Below are 20,051 nucleotides of genomic sequence, written 5' to 3' on the forward strand. Positions count from 1 at the left end.
CCTATTCTCTGTGGGAATGACCAGCCATGCCGGCCCTTAAGGTGCGGTATATGAGGATGCACCTCGTCCGGCTTTATTGGCAGAATGGTTAATAGCTTCAGAATGCCTTGAAGGTCAATGTCGTCAGCGAACGGATGATGCCCGGGATATTGGCGATGTTGTCATTGATGAACTTGCCAATATCCTGGCCTTCTTCGATGTAAACCTTGAGCAGCAGATCGTAATTGCCTGATGTCGAATAGAGCTCCGAGACCAGTTCGGTCTTGTAGATGGCGTCAGCGACCTCGTAGGTCTTGCCGGGGGCGCACTGGAGCTGGACGAAAATCGGCTTCATGGGACTTTCCTGCATCGAATTCTGATGGCGCGCATAATGGTCGAAACCGTTGCTGCGATGCAAGCCGTTCCTTACGTCTGCTCGTCCGAACGGGCTTCGGAGACGATCCAGTCGCGGAAGGCGGCAAGCGGTGCATAATCGGCGCGTTCCGGTGGAAAGGCGAGGTAATAGCGCTCGCGGCTTTCCATCTGACGATCGACGGCAGCAACGAGATCGCCGCGCTTCAACTCCTCCTGCATGAGGAAGGTCGGCAGAAGGGCAACGCCGAGGCCGGCGATGGCCGCCTGTGCTGCGGTGGCAAACTGGTCGAACAGCATGCCATGGACGCTTTCGAAGGCCACGCCATTATCGGCAAACCAGCGCTCCCAGGCATCGGGGCGGGTTGTCAGATGCAGGAGGGGCACTGTCAGCAGATCTTCCGGGCGAGAGATCGCATTCTGCCGGAGGAAACCCGGACTGCAGGCAGGCAGCGTGCGCTCCGACATCAGGAAGGCAAGTTCAGCGCCTGGCCAATGCGGATGACCGAAATGAATGGCGGCGTCGATGGAATCGAGGCGGAAATCGAAGGAGGAAAGCCGGGTGACGAGATTGATCGTCACGCCCGGATTGGCCGCGAGGAAGCGACCGAGGCGCGGCGCCAGCCAGCGGGTGCCGAAGGTCGGCAGGATGGCAAGGTTCAGCGTGCCGCCATGCGGGTTCGCGCGCAGGTTGAGCGAGGCGCTGGAGATGCGACGCAGCGCTTCCCGGATCTCACGCGCATAGGCATCGCCGGCAAGAGTGAGGCGCACGGTCTGGCGCTCGCGCAGGAAAAGTTCCACACCGAGCTGTTCTTCCAGTGCCTTGATCTGGCGGCTGACGGCGCTCTGGGTCAGGTCGAGTTCGCGGGCCGCTGCCGTCACGCTGCCGGTACGGGCTGCCGCTTCGAATGCGGCGAGATGGGAAATCGACGGCAAAAAGCGTCTTGGTGAGAGCATTATCATTCCATTTGAGAATGAGCTGTTTCCGAAACGTCGATATTCACAGCTCGGAGGCCCTTGTAAAGAACTTCATCCTGCAAAATCGGAATGAACGCGGAGTTCTTTCATGCCCGGCGCTTTCGTCTCCACGGACCGCATCCGTTCGCTTTTCACTGAAGCCATGTCGCAGATGTACCGGATGGAGGTGCCGCAATACGGGACGCTGATCGAGCTCGTGGGGGAGGTCAACGCCGAAGTCCTCGCGGCGGACCAGGAACTCAGCGAGCGGCTTCGGCGTGCAGGTGAACTCGAGCGCATCGATGTCGAGCGCCACGGTGCGATCCGTCTCGGAACGGCTGAGGAACTCTTCACCATCCGACGGCTCTTTGCCGTCATGGGTATGCAGTCGGTCGGTTATTATGATCTCTCGGTCGCCGGTGTTCCGGTGCATTCTACCTGCTTCAGGCCTGTCGAAGAAAAGGCGCTGAACGTCAATCCGTTCCGTGTCTTTACTTCTCTGCTGCGGCTGGAATTGATCGAGGACGAGGAATTGCGCGCCGAAGCCGCTGATATCCTTGCAAAGCGGCAGATCTACACACCGCGCGCCATTGCACTCGTCGAGCAGCATGAAAAGGCCGGCGGACTGACGGAAATGGAGGCTGCGGAATTCGTTGCGGAGGCGCTGGAAACCTTCCGCTGGCATGGTGAAGCAACCGTCAGCGCCGAAACCTACAAGCGCCTGCATGATGCGCACCGCCTCATTGCCGATGTCGTCAGCTTCAAGGGACCGCATATCAACCATCTCACGCCGCGCACGCTCGATATCGATGAAGTGCAGCGGCGTATGCCGGAGCGCGGCATCACGCCGAAGGCCGTTATCGAAGGACCGCCGCGGCGTAGTTGCGATATCCTGCTGCGGCAGACGAGTTTCAAGGCGCTGGAAGAGCCGATTGCCTTCACGGATGCTGCTGGCATGAAGGCAGGCACGCATACGGCTCGATTTGGCGAGATAGAACAGCGTGGCGTTGCGCTGACGATCAAGGGCCGGGCGCTCTACGATCGCTTGCTCGCCTCGGTGCGCGGCGAAGTGCAGGTCGGCGCATCCGGAGCCAAGGCCGGCGACTATGATGCCGAGCTCGCCGAACGATTCAAGACGCTGCCGGACAATTGGGACGAGTTGCGGCGCGAAGGACTGGCCTTCTTCCACTATTCGGCGACGCCCGAAGGTATTGCGGCAAAGGGCCAGCTGCCCTCCGATCCGGACACGCTTATCGCCAAGGGCTATCTGCGGTTCGATCCTGTCATCTACGAGGATTTCCTGCCCGTCAGCGCGGCCGGTATCTTTCAGTCGAATCTCGGCACGGACCAGCAGCAGAATTATGCGACACGCTCGAACCGGGCGGCTTTCGAGGAGGCGCTTGGCGCCGACGTGCTGGACGAGCTCGCGCTTTATGCCGAGCGGCAGGCCGCCTCGCTTGATATGGCCATGGAAGAGCTCGGCCTTTCCGGCCTGAAGCTGAAGACGGTCGCCTGACAATCGGCCGCTTCCGCAGGGGCGGGCGCGGCGCTAGAGTACCGATTTCGATCCTGACTGGACTGTCCGATGCTCAATGATCCGCGCTCCCACGGCCTGTGGGAAAAGACTGCTCCTCAACCGCCCATCACATCTGCACTGGAAGGTGCCGTCGAGGCCGATGTCGTCATCGTCGGTGGTGGCTATACCGGTCTTTCCTCCGGCCTGCATCTGGCCGAGGCCGGATCGCGAGTGGTGCTCCTCGAAGCCAAGGAGATCGGTTTCGGCGGGGCAGGCCGCAATGTCGGTCTCATCAATGCCGGCATGTGGGTCATGCCGGATGATCTGCCCGGCGTGCTCGGCCCTGTCTACGGCGAGCGGCTGCTCGATCTGCTCGGCAACGCACCACGGCTGGTGATGGAGCTGATCGAAAAGCACGGCATGGCCTGCGAGCTCGAAAGGCAGGGCACGCTACATTGCGCCGTCGGCGCCGATGGTCTGAAGGAAGTCGAGGAGCGCTACAGGCAGTGGTCGGCTCGGGGTGCGCCTGTCGCACTGCTCGATGCCGATGAGACTGCAAAACGCATTGGCACGAATGCCTATGCCGGGTCGCTGCTCGACATGCGGGCCGGCACGCTGCAACCGCTTGCCTATGCACGCGGGCTGGCGCATGCCGCTAAAAAGGCGGGCGTTGTGCTGCACACGGCAAGTTCTGTCATTGCGACCGAGCGGCAAGGCAACCGGTGGCTGGTCAAGACGGCACATGGGCAGGTAACGGCTGATTGGATCATCGTGGCGACGGATGCCTATAGCACCGGTCCCTGGGAACAGGTGCGCAACGAACAGGTGTTTCTTCCCTATTTCAATTTCGCCACCATGCCGCTCGGCCATAACCTGCGTCAGTCGATCCTGCCCAATCGCGAGGGCGTATGGGATACGAAGGAAATTCTCTCGTCTTTCCGCATGGATCAGGCCGGCCGTCTCGTCTTCGGCAGCGTGGGCGCTTTACGCAACACCGGCCTGTCCGTGCATAAGGGCTGGGCCAAGCGCGCGCTGAAGCGGCTCTTCCCCGAGATCGGCGATGCCGAATTCGAGTGCGAATGGTACGGGCAGATCGGCATGACTGACAACGCCCTGCCGCGTTTCCACAAATTCGCGCCCAATGTCGTCGGCTTTTCGGGCTATAATGGCCGCGGGATTGCGCCCGGCACGGTGTTCGGCCGCACATTGGCGGAGCATATTCTTGGCCGCATTGGTGAAGCGGATCTACCTTTGCCGCTGACCGACCCTCGTGAGCAGAGCTTCCGCGCGCTTAGGGAACTATGGTACGAAGCCGGCGCTCAGGTCGCCCATTTCGCCGATGCCCGTTTCTGAGAACAACAAGACTGGAACCACGACAATGAACATCGCCGTCCTCGATCTCGCCACCGAAACCGCCAAGCTGCTCGCCGATCTCGGCGTCGATGCCAGGAGTTATACGGGCGGTACGCTGTCCGTCACTTCGCCGATCACAGGTAAGGAAATCGGCAAGCTGAAGGAACATTCCGTCGCCGACGCCAAGGCGGCGATCGATGCGGCACACAAGGCTTTCCTCGAGTGGCGGGCCGTTCCGGCGCCGAAGCGCGGCGAGCTGGTCCGCCTGCTCGGCGAAGAGTTGCGCGCCTCCAAGGTGGCGCTCGGCCGCCTGGTTTCGATCGAGGTCGGCAAGATCACTTCGGAAGGCCTCGGCGAAGTGCAGGAAATGATCGATATCTGCGATTTCGCCGTTGGTCTTTCCCGCCAGCTTTACGGCCTGACGATTGCCACCGAGCGGGCCGAGCACCGCATGATGGAAAGCTGGCATCCGCTTGGCGCCATCGGTATCATTTCGGCCTTCAACTTCCCGGTTGCCGTCTGGTCGTGGAATGCCGCGCTTGCCATCGTCTGCGGCAATTCCACCGTCTGGAAGCCTTCCGAAAAGACCCCGCTGACGGCGCTCGCCGTTCAGGCCCTGTTCGAGAAGGCGTTGAAGCGTTTCGTCGCCGAAGGCGGCAAGGCGCCGGCAAACCTCTCGACGCTCTTGATCGGCGGCCGCGAGATCGGCGAAGTGCTGGTCGATCACCCGAAGATCCCGCTGGTTTCGGCGACCGGCTCCACAGCCATGGGCCGGGCCGTCGGCCCGCGCCTGTCGCAGCGCTTTGCCCGTGCGATCCTGGAACTCGGCGGCAACAATGCCGCGATCGTCTGCCCGACGGCCGATCTCGACTTGACGCTGCGGGGTGTTGCTTTCGCGGCGATGGGCACGGCGGGCCAGCGCTGCACGACGCTGCGCCGTCTCTTCGTGCATGAGAGCGTCTATGACCAGCTCGTGCCACGGCTGAAGAAGGCTTATGGTTCGGTGACGATCGGCAATCCGCTGGAAACCGGCACACTGGTCGGTCCGTTGATCGATGGTCAGGCCTTCGACAAGATGCAGAGCGCTCTTGGCCAGGCAAAGGCCGCCGGCGGCGCTGTCGTTGGAGGTGAGCGCGTCGAGAATGGTTCGGCAGAAGCCTTCTATGCTCGCCCCGCGCTCGTCGAAATGCCGGAGCAGATCGGCCCGGTGGAGCACGAAACCTTCGCGCCGATCCTCTACGTCATTAAGTATAGCGATTTCGATACCGTGCTGGAGTTGCACAACGCCGTGCCGCAGGGCCTGTCGTCCTCGATCTTCACCAACAATATGCGTGAGGCCGAGACCTTCCTCTCCTCGCGCGGTTCGGATTGTGGAATCGCCAACGTCAATATCGGTCCGTCGGGTGCTGAAATCGGTGGAGCCTTTGGCGGTGAGAAGGAGACGGGCGGCGGCCGTGAATCCGGTTCGGACGCCTGGAAGGCTTACATGCGCCGTTCCACCAACACCGTCAATTACGGCAAGACCCTGCCGCTGGCGCAGGGCGTCAAGTTCGACGTCGAATAAGCTGACGCATTGGAACCACAAAAACGCGACGCCTCACCGGCGTCGCGTTTTTTGACGAAATCCGGATTTATTCCCTGTGAAGATGAAAGATTGAGTCAAGATAATGTGATGATTTTTTTGACCTCGAAACTTGAAGTAATCAGTCAACAAAAATATACGCCTGCCATCACCCTTGGGAGCTCGGGTGACATCGACACGGAGGCCATCATGAAAATTGCTCTTAACCGTCTTTCCGGCGCATTTGCACTTGCCGCTTCACTTCTCGCCGCCACCGCGCTCGCAGGCAGCGCCAATGCGCAGGAGTCCGAAGGCATCGTCGTCTATAATGCCCAGCACGAAAGCCTCGGCCGCGAATGGATCGATGCCTTCACCAAGGAGACCGGCATCAAGGTCACCATGCGCCAGGGAAGCGACATGCAGTTCGCAAATCAGATCATCCAGGAAGGCGACGCTTCGCCCGCCGACGTGTTCCTGACCGAAAACTCGCCGGCGATGACGCTGGTCGACGGTGCCGGCCTCTTCGCGCCGATCGAGAAGGATACGCTGGATCAGGTTCCGGAACAGTATCGCCCCGCCGACGGCATGTGGACCGGCATTGCAGCCCGCACGACCGTCTTTGTCTATGACAAGACGAAGCTGACCGAAGACAAGCTGCCGAAGTCGATGGTCGAACTTCAGGATCCGGCCTGGAAGGGCCGCTGGGGTGCCGCACCCGCTGGTGCTGACTTCCAAGCAATCGTCGCGGCCTTCCTGCAGCTGAAGGGTGAAGAAGCCACCAAGACATGGCTGAAGGGCCTCAAGGACAACGCCACTCCCTATAAGGGCAACAGCGTCGCCATGAAGGCCGTCAATGCCGGCGAAGTCGAAGGCGCGATCATCTATCATTACTACTGGTTCGGCGATCAGGCGAAGACCGGTGAGAACAGCAAGAATGTCGGCCTGCATTATTTCAAGAACCAGGACCCGGGCGCTTTCGTCAGTGTTTCGGGCGGCGGTATCCTGAAGTCGACGCAGCACATGAAGGAGGCCCAGGCTTTCATCAAGTATCTCACCAGCAAGGCCGGCCAGACAGTGCTCAAGGATGGAGATTCCTTTGAATATGCTGTCGGTAAGAACGCGGCCTCCAATGACAAGCTGGTGCCGCTTGCCGACCTCAACGCTCCAAAGGTCGAAGCCTCGACCCTCGACAGCAAGAAGGTCGTGGAGTTGATGACAGCCGCCGGCCTTATCTAACCTTTCTGCCGCAGTCTTCTTCCGGCCAAAACTATTGCTTTTGGCTCAAGAAAACCTTAGGGCATGACGAAATCCGGCAACCGCTCCTCAAAAGCGGTTGCCTTCCTTTTTCAGCGTGTGAAGGCATCGGCCTTGCTGCAGGACAATAGATTGCTTGCATCCGGCAAGAAGGCGCCGGTGACGCCAGGGGCCGCGCGAATGAGTTTGCCGCGCGGGCGCATGCCGCACGCTTCCGTCGTTCTCCTCGCCTCCATCGTCGCGGTCTTCAGCCTTGTGCCGCTCGGCTTCATCGCCTGGGTGACCTATGATGTCGGCTGGGAAACGGTGAAGACGCTGGTTTTCCGTCCACGCGTCGGCGAGCTTCTCGTCAATACGGTTCTTTTGGAATCGATCACCGTTCCGCTGTCGATCGTCCTAGCGGTTATACTCGCCTGGCTGACGGAGCGGACGGACATCCCCTTCGCACGGCTCTGGGCGTGGCTGGCCATCGCTCCACTTGCCGTGCCGGCCTTCGTACACTCCTATGCCTGGGTAAGCCTGCTTCCGGGCATGCGCGGTTTACAGAGCGGCGTCTTCGTTTCGGTGCTTGCCTATTATCCTTTTCTCTATCTGCCGGTTGCGGCGGCGCTGCGCCGGCTCGATCCGGCGATCGAGGATGCTGCTGCCTCTCTCGGTCTCGATCCGTGGCGGGTTTTCTTCCGCACGGTTCTGCCGCAGCTTCGCCTGGCCATTTGCGGCGGCTCGCTGCTGATCGCACTGCACCTGCTGTCGGAATACGGTCTATTCGTGATGATCCGCTTCGACACGTTTGCAACCGCGATCGTCGACCAGTTCCAGTCTTCCTACAACAGCCCGGCTTCCAACATGCTTGGCGGCGTGCTCGTCGCCTGCTGCCTGTTCCTGCTTGGCCTCGAGATCCTGCTGCGCGGCAATGAGCGATATGCACGCGTTGGCTCCGGCTCAGCGCGCCCGGCAGACCGTCGCCGGCTCGGCTGGTTTGTCGTGCCCGCCGTGGCTCTGCCGATCGTCCTTGCAGCGCTGACGCTCGGTGTGCCGCTGATCACGCTCGGCCGCTGGCTCTATCTCGGCGGGCTCGGCATCTGGCGCATCGAGGTGGCGAGCGCCTTTGTGCAGACGATCGTTCTCGCCATCGCCGGTGGCGTGCTGACGACGATTGCCGCAATGCCCATGGCCTGGCTCTCTGTGCGCGCGCCGGGCCGTCTCCAGCGCATCCTCGAAGCCTGCCATTATTACGTTGGTTCGCTGCCGGGTGTCGTCGTGGCGCTTGCGCTTGTCTCGATCACCGTTCGTCTCATCCTGCCGCTGTACCAGACCTTTGCAACGCTGCTCGTTGCCTATGTGCTGCTTTTCCTGCCGCGCGCCATGGTCGGCCTGCGCGCCAGCATCGCGCAGGCGCCCGTCGAGCTTGAGCGGGCCGCAATGGGGCTTGGCCGGACGCCGGGACAGGCAGTGCGCCAGATCACTATGCGGCTCGCAGCGCCGGGTGCTGCTGCCAGCGTGGCGCTCGCAGCACTCGGCATTACCAATGAATTGACGGCGACGCTGATGCTGTCACCGAATGGCGTCGATACGCTGGCGACGAAATTCTGGTCGATGACCAGCGAGATCGATTATGTCTCTGCAGCACCCTATGCCTTCATGATGGTCGTGCTGTCGCTGCCGCTTACCCTTATGCTCTATGCCCAATCGAAACGGACTGCCGGCCAATGACGCTGCTTACGATCGACGCTATCAGCAAGCGTTATGGGCCGGTTCAGGCCTTGAAGGATATCTCGCTTGAAGTGCAGGCGGGCAGCCGCACGGCGGTTGTCGGTCCCTCCGGTTCCGGTAAGACGACGCTGCTGCGCATCATCGCCGGCTTCGAACAGCCTGATGTCGGCCGGGTGATGCTCGATGGTGAGGTGCTCGCCGACGGGCCGGCCTGCGTTCCCGCCCACAAGCGCGGCATCGGCATCGTTTCGCAGGATGGTGCGCTCTTTCCGCATCTGAGTGTCGCTGAAAATATCGGTTTCGGTTTCGAGCGCGGGGCGCCCGATCGCGACAAGCGTATCCGCGACCTTCTGGAAATGGTGGAACTCGAAAACAGTATGCTGGATCGCCGGCCGCATCAGCTTTCCGGCGGCCAGCAGCAGCGTGTGGCGCTTGCCCGCGCGCTCGGTCGCCGTCCGCGCCTCATGCTGCTCGACGAACCCTTTTCCGCGCTGGATACAGGCCTTCGGGAAAATATGCGCAAGGCGGTTGCCCGCGTCCTGCAGACGGCTGGCATCACCGCCGTTCTCGTGACCCATGATCAGGGCGAGGCCCTCTCCTTTGCCGATCAGGTTGCGGTACTGCGCGAGGGCAAGCTAGTGCAGGCCGGCACGCCGCAGACGCTTTATCTCAAGCCGCGGGATCGCGAGACGGCGCTTTTCCTTGGTGATGCGGTGATGCTGCCGGCGATCATCAAGAACGGCTTTGCCGATTGCGCGCTTGGCAGTGTGCCGGTTGAGGGGGTCCATCAGGGCAAGGCGGAAATCATGTTGCGGCCGGAGCAGATCCGCGTCGTCGTCGACGAGGCCAACGCGAAATACGGCGGGCGTGTCGTGGATGTGGAATTCGGCGGCGCAATTTGCACGGTGGCAGTGTCGCTTGCGGCTGTCGCGCTGCCGCCAATCCTGATCAAGACATCGAGCGTGGCGTTGCCGGCGCGGGGCGATCTCGTTCGCCTCGATATCGCCGGCAAGGCGCATGTTTTTTCGCGTTAGGTTCAGCCTGCCTTCAGAACCAGTTCTTGCGGCTCTTCGCCTGCCAGCCAGCCCCCGGTGAAGCCGGCGCGCTCGAGGCCGAGACGGATGACCGGATTCCTGCGCATCAGCTTCCAGATGAAGTCGGAACGTGCGTTCTCGACTGTCATCACGAGGAGGCCCTGGTCAATGGCCACGGTTCGGTCATCGACCCAGCCCTCAGGCCGCTTGGTCTGGACTGTCGGGTTGAAGCCGCCGGGGAAGCCGCCCTCCAGGAGCAGGTTCGGATAGGTCGTCAGCAGCGCCTTGGTGCCATCCAGGGCAGCCTGCCGGTCGTAAGGCAGGCAGCCGAGCGCTGCCCAGGGCGCGATCGTGCCGTCATCGGGGCCGAGCGGAGCACCGCGGGCTGCATAACCCAGTACCTTCGGATTGCGGCCACCGCGCATGCGCCGCGTCGGCGGCGGGCCGTCGCAAGCCGTAAAGCCCCAGATATCCTTGTTGTAGCCGACGAACTGGCCGGGATTGCGTTCCGCGTAGTCGCGCTGGACGTTGATGACGACCTGCGTGTTGCGGAAATAGTCCCAGTTCCGCTCGAGCATCGGCTTGTCCTGGATGCCTCGGAAATCGATCCAGGCATGGGAGAAAAGATGGATGAAGAGCGGGCCGGCATAGAGATAGGGCTGCTCGTTGAAGATCATCCACGAATAGCTTGCCGTGAAGGCGTCGTAGCTTGATTGCGGGATCGGGTAAGTCGGTGATGCCAGCGCCAGTGTGTAGAGGATGATCGCTTCATCGAAGCCATGGTAGCGCCAGCGCAGAAAACCTGAAGAGGGCTTCCAGCCCATCGAGATACAATCGCCCTTGTTCAGCGCCCAGCGCCAGTCGACGCGCTCGTAGATGAATTTTGCGAGCCCGCGGATCTCGGTCTCGGTTTCATCCTCGCCATCGAAATATTGCGCAGCTGTCAGGATGCCGGCGACGAGCAGAGCGGTATCGATGGTCGAAAGCTCGCTGTTCCAGGCGCGGTTGCCGGTATCCACGTGTAGGAAGTGGTAGAAGAAGCCGCGATGCCCGGTCGCGTGGCGTTCCGTGCCCTGCTTGGCGTTGGCGAAAAAATGCAGCGTGTTGAAGACGCGCTCGGCAGCTTCCGCGCGGCTGATCCAGCCGCGCTCGACGCCAACAGGATATGAGGATAGTCCGAAGCCGACCGCGGCGATGCTCGCCGGCACGCCAGGGATCGATGTGTCCGGCACAAGGCCGTTTTCAGGATTGGAATATTTCAGGAAATATTTGAACGCTGAATGCTGCAGCCTGTCGACTAGCGCGGCATCAATGTCTTCAATCCGTTGCAGCATGTGCTCCTGCCCAACTGTTATATCGCCCCATGCTTCAACATGGTGGCTGCCCCCAGGCAAATCAAACCTTTTTGATTCGCAAGGATAAGAGAACACAAACGCCGGCAATTGGCGTTAATAATTACCAGTGAAATAATATCTGGAATAAATGATATAAGCGATGCAGCAAAAGGGATTAAACCGCAGCCCCGGGATATGGTCCACCCCGTGCAATGCCTATCATCCTTAAACTTTCGGTTGAGCCTCCTGAGCCAGCTCAGGCGGCTTCCTCCATCCGCACCATATGGCCTGCTACGACTTCGCGGTACTGACGCTTCGGTGGCACGTAACCCACGGGGCGGACAGGGCTTTTCAGTTCGTCGGTGCCGAGGTTGCGGCGGATGCCGCGGCGGGCGGGATCCGGCACCGGAACAGCGGCCATCAGCTTCTTCGTGTAGGGATGCTGCGGATTGCGGAAAAGCTCCTCGCGCGGGCCGATTTCGACGATCTCGCCGAGATACATGACTGCAACGCGGTGGCTGACACGTTCGACGACAGCCATGTCGTGCGAGATGAAGAGGAAAGCGAGGTTGAGGCTCTGCTGCAGATCCATCAGCAGATTGCAGACCTGCGCCTTGATCGAGACGTCGAGAGCCGAGACGCTTTCATCCGCAACGATCACCTTCGGGTCGAGCGCAAGGGCGCGGGCGATGCAGATGCGCTGGCGCTGGCCGCCGGAAAATTCGTGCGGGTAACGCTTCATCATATCCGGTTTCAGGCCGACGCGTTCGAGCAGGTTGGCGGCCTTGTCGCGGGCCTGGGCACGAGTGCCGAGGCCGTGTTCGACAATGGGTTCGGCGACGGCAGCCCCTATCGTCATGCGCGGATTGAGGCTCGCGAAGGGGTCCTGGAAGATCATCTGGATGCTGCGGCGCATCTGACGCAGGCTGATCGCGTCGAGGTTCAGCACGTCATAGCCGTCAAGGCTGACAGAGCCTCCATTCGGTTGCACCAGGCGTGTGATCGAACGTCCTGTCGTGGATTTGCCGCAGCCGGATTCGCCGACGAGCGACAGCGTCTCGCCCTGGAAGAGTTCGAAGGAAACGTCCTCGACGGCATGAATGGCGCCGGTCTTGCGGCCGAGGAGACCGCCGTGAATATCGAAGCGAGTGACGAGGTTCTTCACTTCGAGGATCGGCGTCTTACGGCGGTCGACGGTTTCGGCCACTTCTACCGGCTCGCGGCGTTCGCCGGTCGCCGTGTCGATGACCGGAAAACGCAGCGGCCATTTGCGGCCATCCATCGAGCCGAGCCGCGGCACGGCAGAGAGCAGGGCGCGCGTATAGGGATGTTTGCCGCGATTGAAGATATCGTCCGTCGTTCCGGTTTCGACCGCTTCGCCGCGATACATGACGATGGTGCGGTCGGCGATCTCGGCGACGACGCCCATGTCATGGGTGATGAAGAGAACGGACATGCCTTCCTCTTCCTGCAGCACTTTGATGAGGTCGAGAATCTGGCCCTGGATGGTGACGTCGAGTGCAGTGGTCGGTTCGTCGGCGATCAAAAGCTTCGGCCTCGATGCAAGTGCCATGGCAATCATGACACGCTGGCGCATGCCGCCGGAAAACTGGTGCGGATATTCATCGAAGCGGGATGCGGCATTGGGAATGCGCACCTTCTCCAGAAGGCGGATCGTTTCCGCGCGCGCGTCAGCCTTGCTGATATCGCCGTGGCAGGTGAGTGCCTCGGAAATCTGCCGGCCAATGGTGAAGATCGGGTTCAGGCTGGTCATCGGTTCCTGAAAGATCATGGCGGCATCCTTGCCGCGCACGGAACGCATCTCCTTGTCGGAGAGGGAAAGGATATCGCGCCCATTGAGCGTGATACTGCCTTCGACGCGGCTTGAGCCCTTGGCGAGCAGGCGCATGATGGAAAGCGAGGTGACGCTCTTGCCGGACCCGCTCTCGCCGACGATGGCGACTGTTTCCCCCGGCATGACATCGAAGGAGACATTGCGGACGACGGATCTCCACTCGCCGTCGGCGAGAAAGGAGGTTGTCAAGTTCCGGACGGAAAGAACCGGAGAGACGGATGTTGCAGGCTGATCACTCATATCGTTCCCTTATTCTTTTTGTGCCAGAGCGCTGGGATTTCAGGTCTTCAAAGGCGTGGCAAGTGAGGCGGACGGCCGTCCTTCAGCAATGCGCGCGGCTTCGAGCGCCGCGATCCTCTCATCGATCTCGCGCCTGTCGATCATTCCATTGGGATTGGCCTTCGTCGCCATCGTCTCGGCGACGTGCATGTAGCGTTCTTGCGCTACCGCGTAGAGCCGGCGCAATTCCGCGAGCGGGTCAGGATGATCGTCCGCCCTGATGCTGAGCCAGGGATAATCCTGATCACGATGGACGAGGAGGGCGGCAGACTGTTTGCCACGCTTGTCGCCGCCGGCATCCTCGCCGGCCTGCATGGCTTCGAGCAGGCGCTCGATGAAAGGCTTGTCCATTGCCTGCTTGTAGGTGGCAAGCGTCTCGGCGACGACTTGAGGACCTGCCAGCATATTGCCAGCGACGGAAACATTGTCATCAATCAGATGACCGGCCCAGTCGATGCATTTTGCGCCCGTGAAGGCGGCGTTGCGGCCTTGGGCATCGATCAGGTGAAGCTGGCGCTGATCGCGGCCAGCGTCTCGGGCGGTCAGTTCGGCGATGATCTCATCCGGCGCCTTGCCCTCGGCAAGAAGCGCAAGCCCGTCGGTGCCGTAGAGCGGGCTGACGAAGGCCTGGGTGGCGACGGCGCCGATACCACCGCGGATATGTGGTACCAGCCCGCCGACCGCAAAGAAGCGGGTGGCGACGGCAATGCCGAGATAACCTGTGCTGGGATCGCGGGCGACGATGGACCAGGTCATACCTACCTCCCGACCGCATAGGCCTGCATGAGGCGCGGTGTGGCGGCGGCACGCAACAGCCCGTCGGCATCGCGGCGGGCTGCCGTCAGGCGGCCGATGGTCCAGGGCTCGGCGACGGTGAGCTTGTGGCCGCGGGCACGCAGACTGTCGAGTACGGCAGCGCTGAAATTGCCTTCCACCATCAGACCGCCCGGTTCACGTGTGCGCGGATAGAAGGAGCCGGGGAAATGCGAGGTGTGGAAGAGGGGCTGGTCGATTGCCGCCTGCAGGTTCATCTTGTGGTGCACATAGCGCAGGAAGAAGGAGAGCTGCCACTGTTCCTGCTGGTCGCCGCCGGGCGTGCCGAAGGCGAGCGTCGGGCGGCCTTCATAAAGGGCGAGCGAAGGTGTCAGTGTCGTGCGCGGGCGCTTGCCGGGAGCGAGCGATGTCGGCAGTCCGGGCTTCAGCCAGAACATCTGGGCGCGCGAATTCAGGCAGAAGCCGAGGCCTGGAATGATCGGCGAGGATTGCAGCCAACCGCCCGAGGGGGTGACCGAGACCATGTTGCCTTCGCGGTCGATAACGTCGATATGGACGGTGTCGCCGCGCTTTTCCGTCAGGTGCGCCATGGTCGGCTCGTAGACGGCGCCGGTCTTGGAATCGGCGCCGAGCATCTCCATTGTTGCGTCATATTGCCGCTCGAAGCCGGACAGCTTTCCGGGACGCAGGTCGAAGGAGGCTTCGTCTGTGATGAGTTTGCGGCGGGCGGCGGCGTAGGTGTCCGAGAGAAGCTGATCGAGCGGCACCTCGGCGAATTTGGGATCACCGTAGTAGATCTCTCGATCGGCGAAGGCGAGTTTCATGGCTTCGGTCACGGTATGGACGAAGTCGGCTCCATCAGGCTCCATCGAGGCGATATCCATATCCCTGAGGATCGACAGGGTCTGCAGGAAGACAGGGCCCTGACCCCAGGGACCGATCTTGGCGACGGTCCAGCCATGATAGTCGTAGGTCTGCGGCTCTTCGATCGTTGCCGACCAGTTTGCCATGTCATCCGCCGTCAACACTGCCTTGTGGCGGCTGCCGCTGGCATCCATCACTTCGGCCGTCTTCAGATAGTTTGCGATCTTCTCGGCGACGAAGCCGCGATAGAAGGCGTCGCGGGCAGCTTCGATCTGCGCCTCGCGACCCTGCTTTGCTTCCGCTTCTGCAATGATGCGTTTCCAGGTTTCGGCGAGAACCGGGTTCTTGAAGCTGGAATGCGGTTCGGGGACCGAGCCGCCAGGCACCCAGGTTTCGTAGGAGGTCGGCCATTCCTTTTCGAAGAATTCGGCAAGCCCCTTGATGGTTGCGGAGACGCGCGGCAGCAGCGGATGGCCGTTTTCGGCGTAATAGATCGCCGGCTCCAGCACGTCGCGCACGCTCAGCCTGCCGTAGTCGCGCAGCATCAGCATCCAGCCATCAAAGGAGCCGGGAATGACGGTTGCCAGCAGGCCGTCGCCGGGGATCAGTCTCAGGCCCTCGGACGTATAGTGCTCGATGGTGGCGCCTGCCGGCGCAGGGCCCTGGGCACAGATGACCTCGACCTTGTCTTTCCTCTTCGAATAAATGATCGCCGGCATGTCACCGCCGGGGCCGACGAGGTGCGGCTCGAGAATCTGCAGGGTGAAGCCGGTAGCAACCGCCGCATCGAAGGCGTTGCCGCCCTTTTCCAGGATGCTCATGCCGACGGCCGAAGCAATCCAGTGCGTTGAGGTGACGACGCCGAATGTGCCCAGAATTTCGGGGCGGGTCGTGAATGCGGTCATTTCATATGTCCTTTCGAAGGGTCATGCTTCGCGCGGATCGAGCGCATCGCGCAGGCCGTCGCCCAAAAGATTGAAACCGATAACGACGAGGAAGATGGCAATGCCTGGCCACATCGCCATCCACGGTGCCTGGTTCAGGAAGTTCTTGGCAACGTTCAGCATCGAGCCCCAGCTCGGCGTCGGCGGCTGCTGGCCGAGGCCGAGGAAGGAGAGGCTGGCTTCGGCGATGATGGCGGTCGCGATCGTCAGCGTCGCCTGCACAAGGATCGGCGCGAAAACATTCGGCAGGATATAGCGGGTGATGATGCTGAAGTGCCGCAGCCCTATGGAGCGCGCGCCTTCGATATATTCCTCAGTCTTGACCGCCAGCACCTGCCCGCGCGTCAGCCGCACGAAGATCGGCATGGCCGAAAGGCCGATCGCGATCATCGCATTACTGAGGCTCGGGCCGAGAAAGGCGGCAAGCGCGATCGCGGTGATCAGGAAAGGCATCGCCAGGAAGGCTTCGGTGATGCGGGAGATGATCATATCGATCCAGCCGCCGAAATAGCCTGAGATCAGGCCGAAGGGCACGCCGATGAAAACGGCGATCGCCACCGAGAAGACGCCGGCCATCAGCGAGGCCTGCGCACCCCAGATCATGCGCGAGAGAATATCGCGGCCGATATCATCGGTGCCGAGCCAATGGGCCGCTGACGGCGCCTTGCGGATCGTCGACCAGCTCGTGGCGTTCGGATCGGGGAGCGGCAGGAGCGGCGCGATGATGGCAAGGATTGCGAAGAAGGCGATGATGGCGAGGCCGACGAGCGCGCCCTTGTTAGCTTTGAGCTTGCGCCAGGCGCGGCTCGGCGCACGCTGCTCGGTTGAGGCGATGGGTGCGGCAACGACTTGATCGATTGCGGTCATAGCGAAGCCCTCATACGCGGATTGAGGAGAACGTAGAGAACGTCGGCCACTAGATTCATCAGGATGAAGCCGATTGCCGTGCAGATGACGACGCCCTGGACGACGGCGTAATCGCGGTTGAAGACGGCATCGACGATGAGTTTTCCGAAGCCTGGAATGGTGAAAATCTGCTCCGTGAGAACCGCGCCAGCGAGAAGCTCGCCAAAAAGCAGAGCGGTCAGTGTGACGATCGGCAGGACCGCGTTGCGGAAGCTGTGTTCCAGCACCACCGAGCTTTCCGGAAGCCCCTTGGCGCGGGCGGTACGAATGTAGTCGGCGCTCAAGACGCTCAGCATGGCCGAACGGGTGTGGCGCATCAGCGTGGCGGCGAGCGCGTTGCCGAGCACGAAGGAGGGCATCAGCATGGTCTGGAGCGAGCGTAGCGGATTGGAGAAGAAAGGCTCATAGCCCGAAGCCGGAAGCCAGCCGAGGTTCACCGAAATCAGCAGGATCAGCATGATGCCGAGCCAGAAGTTTGGGATCGACAGGCCCGACAGAGCGATAATGTTGGCGAGATAATCGATGATGGTGTTCTTCTTGACGGCCGCCAGGATGCCCATCGGCACGCCGATCACAAAGGCGAAGATCATCGACATGATCGCAAGCTGGATAGTGACCGGCAGTTTTTCTGCAACGAGCTCGATAACCGGCTGGTTAGTGCGCAATGAAATTCCGAGATCGCCCTTCAGGGCTGAGCCCAGCCAGTAGAAATACTGGTAAGGAACGGGGTCGTTGAGGTGATATTTTTCCCGCAGGAATTCCAGCACCTGCGGATCGCGCTCTTCGCCGGCCATGGCCAGAACCGGATCGCCCGGCAGAAGTTTCTGCAGCGAGAAGACAAAGACCGAAATGATCAAGAGAGTTGGAATGGCGACCAGCAGCCGCTTGGCGATGAACCTGTACATGGGCGCTCCGATACCATCAGCGGAACGCGGCGAGGGCCGCCGCGTCCCTGAAGCGTGTGGCTATCAGCCTTCCTTCTTCACACCGACCAGGCGGATCATGCCGTCGGGCGAAGCAACGAAGCCGGTGATGTTCTTGTGCAGCGCCCAGATCCACGACTGGTGGCCGAGGAAGATGATCGGCAAATCGTCATTGAGGATTGCAGTCGCGGCATCGTATTTCTGCTTGCGCACGGAATCGTCAGGAGACTGGCGAGCCTCGTTCAGCAGCTTGTCGACATCAGCATTGCAATATTTGCTGTCGTTCAGGCCGGCGCCGCAGGTGACGAACTGCTGGATATTGCCATCAGGATCGACGCGGCCGGACCAGTCGGAGCGGCTGAGCTGGTAATTGCCGGCGGTCTGCTCATTGAGCAGGGTGGCAAATTCCGTCGCTTTCAGGCTGACATCGAAACCGGCTTCGGCGACCATGGACTGGATGATCTGCATCATCTGCATCGTGACCGGGCTGTTCGGAACCTGCATTTCGACCGGTACGCGGTCGAAGCCTGCTGCTTTGACGAGGGCCTTCGCCTTTTCGACGTCACGAGCCTGAACCGGAACATCCTTGTCGAACCACGGGCTGTTCGGCGGGAAGGGCTGGTTACCGGCAACGCCGGTACCTTCGAAGACGATCTGCATGGCGGCATCGCGGTCGATTGCCAGCGAGAAGGCCTGGCGCAGACGCTTGTCCTTACCCATCGGGTTGTCGGCGCGTGCGCCATTGCCGACATTGGCGTAGATGCCGAGCCAGCCGGTGTTGACGACATCCTTGTAGACGAGGTTCGCGTCGCTCTTGACCGTTTCGGCGTCGGTTGCGGCCAGGCGTTCGATCATGTCGAGATCGCCGGAGCGCAGGTTAGCGAGACGCACGGTCGAATCCGGGATCGGCAGGTAGGTAATCTTGTCGATGAAGACATTATCCTTGTTCCAGTAGTCCTGAAACTTTTCGAGCACGATGCGGTCCTGCTGGACGCGCTCGACGAATTTGAAGGGGCCGGCGCAGACGGGATGGTCGCCGAACTTCGCGCCGAGTTCCTTTGCGGCCTTCGGCGAGACGATCATGCCGGCGCGGTCGGAAAGTTGGGCAAGCAACGTGACATCTGGGCTCTTCAGCGTGAACTTGACTTCATATTCGCCTGACGCCTCGACCTTCTGGACGGAACTCAGCTCGCTCTTGCGACGCGATTCCGGCAGGGTCATGTTGCGCTCGATGGTGGCGACGACGGCTTCGGCGTTAAAGGGCGTTTCGTCCTGGAACTTCACGCCCTGGCGGAGCTTCATGGTGAGCGCCTTGCCGTCAGCCGACCAGTTCCATTCCGTCGCAAGCTGCGGCACGATCTTCAGGTCGGGCGAGACATCGACGAGCTTGTCGCACATCGCGGTATAGACAATGCGACCGACGAAGGTACGCGACTGTGCGGGATCGAGCACGTCGGCGTCGTCCTGCAGGCCAATCTTCAGTTCGACCGCGAAAGCGGGAAGCGCAAAAAGCGCTGCCGTTGCGGCGGTCGTCAGCAATCTGGCGAATTTCATTTCATTCTCCTCTGTTATGTTTTTGTTTCACGTTTGTCGTGCCGAGCCGGCGGTTATCTCCGCCGTGCTTTTTCCCCGCTCAGGTGGGCTCCTTCTCGGCCACCGCTTCGCCATGGTCGAGAGAGGTGATGCGGATGAGGCTTTCCTGCAGCGTCAGCAGGTGCTGGCGCATGGCTTCGCCGGCTTTTCCTGGATCACGGGCGGCGATAGCGTCGACGATGGCTGTGTGCTGGCCATGGGTGACTTCGCGCGTGCGGCTGGCGCTGCGGGCGCGCTCGCGGATCATCTGCCAGGCTTCGTCCTGGCGCACGCGGTTGATGACGTCGAAGATTGTGAGGAAGAATGTGTTGCCGGCGCATTGGGCGATCTGGCGATGCAGCGCCCCATCCCAGAGTTCGCGGCCGTCGGCATCGGTGCTTTCGTAGATCTTCTTCACGAGATCATACATACGCTCGACATCGGCGGCCTTGGCGCGCATGGCCGCAAGCTGGGCAAGCTGTGGTTCGACGCGCAGGCGCACTTCCATGATTTCCATGAGATCGGTGTCGGCGACGATGGAATCGACATGGTTGCTCCAACTGTCCGGCCGCTTGCCGGCGAAGGTGCCGGAGCCTTGCCGACGCCAGATGCGGCCTTCGGCTTCCAGCACCTCCAGCGCGCGGCGGATGGAGCGGCGACTGACGCCGAGGATTTCGGAGAGCGTACGCTCGGTTGGCAGCTTGCCATCGGCATCGAGACTATCCGACTGCAGGAGAGCCCTCAGCTTCTCCAGCGCATAGTTCGAATTGCCTTGCGTTTCGTCCATGATTGGTTGAACCAATTTAATATTGGTTCAATGCAAACCAAATCCGGTGGATCGTCAAGCGCTTTTTTGTGCAA

Annotated in this window: 16 protein-coding genes; 6 read left to right on the top strand and 10 right to left on the bottom strand. The window is 61.2% G+C overall.

The features are described 5' to 3' along the window. Positions 1–97: 97 nt before the first annotated feature. Together H4W29_RS10270 and H4W29_RS10275 are read right to left on the bottom strand one after the other, a co-directional pair. Positions 98–334 carry an Lrp/AsnC ligand binding domain-containing protein gene (locus H4W29_RS10270; RefSeq protein WP_113299657.1) on the bottom strand — a complete coding sequence of 79 codons (237 nt, stop codon included), beginning with the start codon at positions 332–334 and terminating at the stop codon, positions 98–100. A gap of 71 nt (positions 335–405) precedes the next feature. Continuing rightward, the gene (locus H4W29_RS10275; protein WP_192728825.1) at positions 406–1,314 is read right to left on the bottom strand and encodes a LysR family transcriptional regulator; all 909 of its coding nucleotides are present in this window, start codon (positions 1,312–1,314) and stop codon (positions 406–408) included. Between the two features lie 103 nt (positions 1,315–1,417). On the opposite strand from H4W29_RS10275, the gene hglS reads away from it, so the two are divergent. From hglS to H4W29_RS10305, 6 genes are all read left to right on the top strand, one after another. Next, positions 1,418–2,824 (top strand): 2-oxoadipate dioxygenase/decarboxylase HglS, encoded by a 1,407-nt coding sequence (gene hglS, locus H4W29_RS10280; RefSeq protein WP_192728826.1) that lies wholly within the window; start codon positions 1,418–1,420, stop codon positions 2,822–2,824. Between the two features lie 69 nt (positions 2,825–2,893). Beyond that, positions 2,894–4,177 (top strand): NAD(P)/FAD-dependent oxidoreductase, encoded by a 1,284-nt coding sequence (locus H4W29_RS10285; RefSeq protein WP_192728827.1) that lies wholly within the window; start codon positions 2,894–2,896, stop codon positions 4,175–4,177. Positions 4,178–4,202: 25 nt separating this feature from the next. Further along, positions 4,203–5,741 carry an L-piperidine-6-carboxylate dehydrogenase gene (gene amaB / locus H4W29_RS10290; protein WP_192728828.1) on the top strand — a complete coding sequence of 513 codons (1,539 nt, stop codon included), beginning with the start codon at positions 4,203–4,205 and terminating at the stop codon, positions 5,739–5,741. Positions 5,742–5,948: 207 nt separating this feature from the next. After that, complete coding sequence (locus H4W29_RS10295) at positions 5,949–6,974, top strand: iron ABC transporter substrate-binding protein (protein ID WP_192728829.1); 1,026 nt, start codon at positions 5,949–5,951, stop codon at positions 6,972–6,974. Positions 6,975–7,037: 63 nt separating this feature from the next. Then, positions 7,038–8,705 carry an ABC transporter permease gene (locus H4W29_RS10300; protein WP_192728830.1) on the top strand — a complete coding sequence of 556 codons (1,668 nt, stop codon included), beginning with the start codon at positions 7,038–7,040 and terminating at the stop codon, positions 8,703–8,705. Then, positions 8,702–9,739: an ABC transporter ATP-binding protein gene (locus H4W29_RS10305; protein ID WP_192728831.1), complete on the top strand. Its 1,038-nt coding sequence runs from the start codon at positions 8,702–8,704 to the stop codon at positions 9,737–9,739. Before H4W29_RS10300 ends, H4W29_RS10305 begins: the two co-directional genes overlap by 4 nt. Positions 9,740–9,741: 2 nt before the next feature. Here the strand turns inward: H4W29_RS10305 and H4W29_RS10310 are convergent, their stop codons facing one another. From H4W29_RS10310 to H4W29_RS10345, 8 genes are all read right to left on the bottom strand, one after another. Further along, complete coding sequence (locus H4W29_RS10310) at positions 9,742–11,073, bottom strand: glucoamylase family protein (protein ID WP_192728832.1); 1,332 nt, start codon at positions 11,071–11,073, stop codon at positions 9,742–9,744. Between the two features lie 256 nt (positions 11,074–11,329). After that, a complete protein-coding gene (locus tag H4W29_RS10315) occupies positions 11,330–13,168 on the bottom strand; it encodes an ABC transporter ATP-binding protein (RefSeq protein WP_192728833.1) in 1,839 nt (612 codons plus the stop codon). A gap of 39 nt (positions 13,169–13,207) precedes the next feature. Continuing rightward, positions 13,208–13,963 carry a DUF1028 domain-containing protein gene (locus H4W29_RS10320; RefSeq protein WP_192728834.1) on the bottom strand — a complete coding sequence of 252 codons (756 nt, stop codon included), beginning with the start codon at positions 13,961–13,963 and terminating at the stop codon, positions 13,208–13,210. A 2-nt stretch (positions 13,964–13,965) separates the two neighbouring features. After that, positions 13,966–15,750, bottom strand: a complete 1,785-nt coding sequence (locus tag H4W29_RS10325; RefSeq protein WP_192728835.1) for a gamma-glutamyltransferase family protein — start codon at positions 15,748–15,750, stop codon at positions 13,966–13,968. Between the two features lie 21 nt (positions 15,751–15,771). Then, complete coding sequence (locus tag H4W29_RS10330) at positions 15,772–16,656, bottom strand: ABC transporter permease (RefSeq protein WP_192728836.1); 885 nt, start codon at positions 16,654–16,656, stop codon at positions 15,772–15,774. Next, a complete protein-coding gene (locus H4W29_RS10335) occupies positions 16,653–17,600 on the bottom strand; it encodes an ABC transporter permease (RefSeq protein ID WP_192728837.1) in 948 nt (315 codons plus the stop codon). Before H4W29_RS10335 ends, H4W29_RS10330 begins: the two co-directional genes overlap by 4 nt. A 63-nt stretch (positions 17,601–17,663) precedes the next feature. Continuing rightward, on the bottom strand, positions 17,664–19,172 hold the full coding sequence (locus H4W29_RS10340; RefSeq protein ID WP_192728838.1) for an ABC transporter substrate-binding protein: 1,509 nt from the start codon (positions 19,170–19,172) through the stop codon (positions 17,664–17,666). A gap of 79 nt (positions 19,173–19,251) precedes the next feature. Further along, positions 19,252–19,977, bottom strand: a complete 726-nt coding sequence (locus tag H4W29_RS10345) for a FadR/GntR family transcriptional regulator (protein WP_192728839.1) — start codon at positions 19,975–19,977, stop codon at positions 19,252–19,254. Positions 19,978–20,051: the final 74 nt, after the last annotated feature.

Source organism: Rhizobium viscosum, from assembly GCF_014873945.1.
Lineage (GTDB): Bacteria > Pseudomonadota > Alphaproteobacteria > Rhizobiales > Rhizobiaceae > Rhizobium > Rhizobium viscosum.

Excerpts from the sequence above, each read along its gene's own strand:
- H4W29_RS10270 (WP_113299657.1), bottom strand. The coding sequence starts at position 334 with ATGAAGCCGATTTTCGTCCAGCTCCAGTGCGCCCCCGGCAAGACCTAC.
- H4W29_RS10275 (WP_192728825.1), bottom strand. The coding sequence starts at position 1,314 with ATGATAATGCTCTCACCAAGACGCTTTTTGCCGTCGATTTCCCATCTC.
- hglS (WP_192728826.1), top strand. The coding sequence starts at position 1,418 with ATGCCCGGCGCTTTCGTCTCCACGGACCGCATCCGTTCGCTTTTCACT.
- H4W29_RS10285 (WP_192728827.1), top strand. The coding sequence starts at position 2,894 with ATGCTCAATGATCCGCGCTCCCACGGCCTGTGGGAAAAGACTGCTCCT.
- amaB (WP_192728828.1), top strand. The coding sequence starts at position 4,203 with ATGAACATCGCCGTCCTCGATCTCGCCACCGAAACCGCCAAGCTGCTC.
- H4W29_RS10295 (WP_192728829.1), top strand. The coding sequence starts at position 5,949 with ATGAAAATTGCTCTTAACCGTCTTTCCGGCGCATTTGCACTTGCCGCT.
- H4W29_RS10300 (WP_192728830.1), top strand. The coding sequence starts at position 7,038 with ATGACGAAATCCGGCAACCGCTCCTCAAAAGCGGTTGCCTTCCTTTTT.
- H4W29_RS10305 (WP_192728831.1), top strand. The coding sequence starts at position 8,702 with ATGACGCTGCTTACGATCGACGCTATCAGCAAGCGTTATGGGCCGGTT.
- H4W29_RS10310 (WP_192728832.1), bottom strand. The coding sequence starts at position 11,073 with ATGCTGCAACGGATTGAAGACATTGATGCCGCGCTAGTCGACAGGCTG.
- H4W29_RS10315 (WP_192728833.1), bottom strand. The coding sequence starts at position 13,168 with ATGAGTGATCAGCCTGCAACATCCGTCTCTCCGGTTCTTTCCGTCCGG.
- H4W29_RS10320 (WP_192728834.1), bottom strand. The coding sequence starts at position 13,963 with ATGACCTGGTCCATCGTCGCCCGCGATCCCAGCACAGGTTATCTCGGC.
- H4W29_RS10325 (WP_192728835.1), bottom strand. The coding sequence starts at position 15,750 with ATGACCGCATTCACGACCCGCCCCGAAATTCTGGGCACATTCGGCGTC.
- H4W29_RS10330 (WP_192728836.1), bottom strand. The coding sequence starts at position 16,656 with ATGACCGCAATCGATCAAGTCGTTGCCGCACCCATCGCCTCAACCGAG.
- H4W29_RS10335 (WP_192728837.1), bottom strand. The coding sequence starts at position 17,600 with ATGTACAGGTTCATCGCCAAGCGGCTGCTGGTCGCCATTCCAACTCTC.
- H4W29_RS10340 (WP_192728838.1), bottom strand. The coding sequence starts at position 19,172 with ATGAAATTCGCCAGATTGCTGACGACCGCCGCAACGGCAGCGCTTTTT.
- H4W29_RS10345 (WP_192728839.1), bottom strand. The coding sequence starts at position 19,977 with ATGGACGAAACGCAAGGCAATTCGAACTATGCGCTGGAGAAGCTGAGG.